Source organism: Nocardioides sp. (assembly GCF_029937575.1).
In the GTDB taxonomy this organism is placed as follows: Bacteria; Actinomycetota; Actinomycetes; order Propionibacteriales; family Nocardioidaceae; genus Nocardioides.
This window is the reverse complement of sequence record NZ_JAPYPS010000125.1, coordinates 1-4,061: the sequence shown is the minus strand read 5'-3', so window position 1 is coordinate 4,061 and position 4,061 is coordinate 1. Positions and strand designations below refer to the sequence as shown.

Genomic DNA, 4,061 nt, shown 5'->3' with positions numbered 1-4,061 from the left:
GAGCAGGGTGGCGCGGCGCGCCTCGGCCACCGCGTGCGAGGCGAGCTCGGGAGCCAGGGCGTTCCACGTCTTGCCGGCCGGATCGCGGGTGCCCACGAGAGCCGGCAGGCGGGCGCTGTCGAGCCAGGCGTGCACGAGGGTGGCCCACCGCTCCGCGGGTGGCTTCGTGACCCAGGCGTCGAAGGCGTCCGACGGCACCCACACGGCGTTCCCGTCCGCGTTGGCGACCGTCCCGAGCAGCCCCGCGGTGTGGGCGGTCTCGACCACGAGCGCCGTCGTTGCCTCGTCGAGGTGGAGCAGGGCTGCGGCGAGCTTGAGGTCGCGCACCCCCAGCCCGCCGCTGCGCAGCATCGTGGGTGGCTGGGTGCCCCAGTGGTCGAGCAGCAGCTCGACGCGCCGTACGGCCTCGAACGCTGCGCCGGCCCCGGCCCGGTCGACGAGGTCGGGGGAGCGTTCGGCGACGGCGATGGCCGGCAGGTCGTCGATGGGCTCGCGCGTCGTCCGTCCGCCCCGCACGGCCAGCCCGACCTCTCCGGGCGCGTGGACCACGGTGCCCCCGACACGCGGCACGAGGAGTCGGCGCGAGATCAGCTCCTCGGCCGGGGTGGCGGCGTCGGCGGGCAGCACCGTCAGTCGCGCCGACCCGGTCGTGCCTTCGCCGCCGTGGTCGACCACGTGCTCGAGCAGGGCGCGCGCACCGGGCGTGATCTCCGTCAGGGCGGCCTCGACGAGAGCGGGGTCGGAGGGGTCGGACGAGCGGGCTCGCAGTCCACTGCTGCCCGGGCCGGTGCCGAGGGCGTCGGCCACCCCGGTGACCGCCCGCCACCCACCCACCGACGACCAGACCAGGCCTCGGTCGATGAGCAGGTCCAGGGCGGCCTCGACGGCGTCGGGCGCAGCGTGCACGATGCTCACTACGTCCTCACGGGGGGTTTGACCTGCCACGACGAGGGCATCAAGGACCGAGAGCTCGAGGCGCGTGAGCGCGTCGAGGGCTCGGGACAGCGAGGCGCGCACGGCGGCTCGCGACGCCAGTTGGCCGAAGTCGTGAGGGGCGGGAGTGACCAGATCGGGACGCGCGGCGAGCAGCCGGCCCAGGCGCTCGTCGGACCAACCGCGCAGCTGGTCGGCCAGGGAGCGGTGTCCCGGCTCGTTGCTGCCGGCGTCGCCGGTCCCGCTCGTGCTGCCAGGGCCCGCGGATCTCGTGGTTGCCATCCCTCCCAAACTATCGGTCTCCTCCAGTCTCCCGAGGAGACGACCATGACCGACGTCGAGCTGCACCACGGCGCCGCCAGCGACGTGGGACTGGTGCGCGAGATCAACGAGGACGCCTTCCTCGTCGCCCCACCGGTGTTCGTGGTCGCCGACGGCATGGGCGGGCACGACCGCGGGGACGTCGCCAGTCGGATCGTGGTCGAGGAGTTCAGCGCCCTCGCCGAGTCCGGCTACGACGCGCTCCGGGGTCCCGAGGCGATCGCCGCGACGCTGCGCTCGTGCCAGGACAGGATCGCCGAGTACGACGCCGCGCAGCGCGCCGCCGGTGCGCAGGACTTCGCCGCCGGCACCACCGCCGTGGTGGCTCTGGTCGTCGAGCAGACCCAGGGGGACCTCGGGGGACCGACGGAGCCGATGTGGCTGCTGGCCAACCTCGGTGACTCTCGCATCTACCGCTACAACGACACCGTGCTCGAACAGGTCAGCGTCGACCACAGCGTCGTCCAGGAGCTCGTCGACGCCGGCACCATCTCCCTCGCCGACGCCGCGGTCCATCCCGAGCGCCACATCATCACCCGCGCCCTGGGCGGCTCCGGCAGCACCGAGGCCGACTTCTTCGTCCTGCCGCTGGCCGGCGCCGAGCGGCTGCTGCTCTGCTCGGACGGCGTGAGCGGGATGATCGACGACGACCGGATCGCCGAGATCCTGGGTCGCACGTCCGACCCGCGCGACGCCGCCGACCGGGTGGTCGCAGCCGCCGTCGCGGCCGGTGGGCGCGACAACGCCACAGCCGTCGTCGTCGATGTGGTGGGATTGGTGCCGGATCGACCGTACGACTCCGATGCCCAGCGCATGAGTCTCGAGCAGAAGTTGGGAGCGCTGCCGTGATGCCGACCTCGTCCTACCGCACCGGCGCCTGGTTCGCCGTCTTCGGGAGCGCCACGACCCTGTTGCTGCCCGGCTCGGAGAAGGCGCGTGTCGCCGACCTCTGGTCCCGCATCGACGACGGTGCCGGCTTCGACGAGGTCCTCGACGTCCTCCTCCAGTCGGGCCTCGGCGCGCTTCCCGGGTTCGTCCTGGTCAGCGGCGACGACGGCCCGACCAAGGTGCTGGCCCGGGGCCCGGTACAGGTGACCGGCTCCGCCGACGGCGAGCAGGTGAGCATCGACGGCCGGGACGCCCTGACCTGGGTCGAGCGCACCCTCGACGACGTCGAGTCCCTCGCCCTGGTCGTGCTCGACGACGGGTCGACCGAGGACACCGACGACGTGGACCTGCCGATCGTCGACGGCCTGGTGCGGGTCTCGCGGGTCGACCAGCCCGCCGTTGCTGCGAACGCGGACGCGGACGCCTCGAGCGGTACGGCGGGACCCGCTCCCGCCGCTGTCCTGCCCTCGGCCGAAGGCCTCGCGAGCGAGCCCGAGCCCGAGGCGGGACCGGAGCCTGAGCCGGTCCCGGAGTCGGAGGCCTCGCCGCTCGACGGCGAGTCCGACACCGCCAACATGGGGACCCGCGAGGACGCCGGGCCGCTCGACGAGCCGATCGACCCGCCCGAGGCGGTCGAGGCGGCGGACTCCTGGGGCCCACGGACGCCCGCGCCGCCGGCCGCTCCACCCGCCGTACCGCCCTCGGCGCCGCCGGCCGGACTCCCGCCGGCGCCGCCCGTCGCGCCGACTGACGTGTTGTCGATGGAGACCGAGGTGCCCGCGCCGCCCACCCCGCCGGCCGCTCCACCGACGGACGACGACCCCTCGGACCATGACGGTCTCACCAGGACCGGCGCCTCGTCCGAGGCCGAGTTCGCGCGCGAGCTGCCGGGGATCCCGGGCCAGCCCGCCGCGCCCCGGGTGGTGGCGCCGGTGGCCGAGCTGGTGATCTCCAACGGCGAGACGATCCCGGTCGACCGTGTGATCCTGGTCGGGCGTGCCCCCGAGGCGCGACGCTTCACCAGCACCGAGCAGCCCCGCCTGGTCAAGGTGCCCAGCCCGCTGCACGAGATCTCCTCCACCCACCTGGAGGTCCGTCCCGGCTCGGGTGCCGACCACGGCAGCGCCGTGGTGACCGACATGGGGTCGACCAACGGCACCGTGCTCGAGCAGCCCGGACTGGGCCCGGAGGACCTCAAGCCGGGCATCGCCGTCCAGCTGATCCCCGGCGCGACGATCAACCTCGGCGACGGGGTCACGATCCTGGTCTCGCGGCCTTGAGCGCGGCGAGCCGGGTCGCCGCGCCGGTGACCTACCCGGCCGCCGAGCTGGATCGGCGGTTCTACGCCTTCGTCCTCGACCGGCTCCTGGCGTGGGGGCTCTTCGCGGGAGCGGGATACCTCGCGTGGCGCTTCCTCTTCGAGGAGGACCGGGCTGCCGCCGGCGTCGCTGCCGTCGTCGGCACCGTCCTCGTGGTCTCGCTCGTGTACGGCGTGCTGCTCGGCGTCGCCGGCGTCTCGCCCGGCAAGGCCCTGGTCGGTCTGCGGGTCGTCGGCTACGACGACGGCCGCCCGATCGGGGTGCCCCAGGCGTTGCTGCGCACCGCCGTCCTCGGCATCTTCACGCTCCCCACCGCCGGCCTCGGCCTGGCGACGCTGGCGTGGACCGCGGTGATGGATCCCGAGGGCCGGCGTCGTGGTGGCCACGATCGGATGAGCAACGCCGTGGTCGTCGACGTCCGCCCCGTCCCCGAGGTCGACCTCGACAGCGACCGACGTCCTCGCCAGATCGTCAACCTCACCGCGATGCGGCTGATGCCGACCCCGTCGGTCGAGCCGGTGCCGGCCCCGGCTCCTGCCCGGCCGCCTGCCCGGCCGCCTGCTCCGCCGCCTGCCCGGCCGCCCGGTCCGCCGCCTGGTC

General features: G+C 74.4%; 3 protein-coding genes and 1 pseudogene. 3 read left to right on the top strand and 1 reads right to left on the bottom strand.

The window, feature by feature from the left end; translation table 11 throughout:
• Nucleotides 1–1,215: pseudogene (locus Q1K33_RS20615) on the bottom strand (hypothetical protein); the annotation flags it as partial.
• 45 nt (nt 1,216–1,260) lie between these two features.
• Here Q1K33_RS20615 and Q1K33_RS20610 point away from each other — a divergent pair.
• From Q1K33_RS20610 to Q1K33_RS20600, 3 genes are all read left to right on the top strand, one after another.
• Complete coding sequence (locus tag Q1K33_RS20610; protein WP_300406794.1) at nt 1,261–2,103, top strand: protein phosphatase 2C domain-containing protein; 843 nt, start codon at nt 1,261–1,263, stop codon at nt 2,101–2,103.
• A complete protein-coding gene (locus Q1K33_RS20605) occupies nt 2,100–3,422 on the top strand; it encodes an FHA domain-containing protein (protein ID WP_300406792.1) in 1,323 nt (440 codons plus the stop codon). Before Q1K33_RS20610 ends, Q1K33_RS20605 begins: the two co-directional genes overlap by 4 nt.
• Nucleotides 3,419–4,061 (top strand): RDD family protein (locus Q1K33_RS20600; RefSeq protein ID WP_300406790.1); only part of this gene is annotated, 643 nt, incomplete at its 3' end. The genes Q1K33_RS20605 and Q1K33_RS20600, both read left to right, overlap by 4 nt.